Source organism: Pseudomonas sp. QTF5 (assembly GCF_000512695.2).
Taxonomy (GTDB): Bacteria; Pseudomonadota; Gammaproteobacteria; order Pseudomonadales; family Pseudomonadaceae; genus Aquipseudomonas.
Map to the genome: position 1 here is coordinate 217,875 of NZ_AZRW02000006.1, position 231 is coordinate 218,105.

The window sequence follows — 231 nt, forward strand, 5'->3', positions numbered from 1 at the left end:
GTGTGTTGTCGCCTTATTGACGGTTCGATCTTCTCGGTCGAAAGCGGAGAAAAAGAGGTGTTGACAGCAGCGGGTAACGCTGTAGAATTCGCCTCCCGCTAACGAGAGATCGAAAGCGCAAGTGGTTGAAGTTGTTAAAGATTCCCAAGCGAAACTTTGAAAACTTCGGAAAATAACCGCTTGACAGTAACAGGGGCTGCTGTAGAATGCGCGCCTCGGTTGAGACGAAAG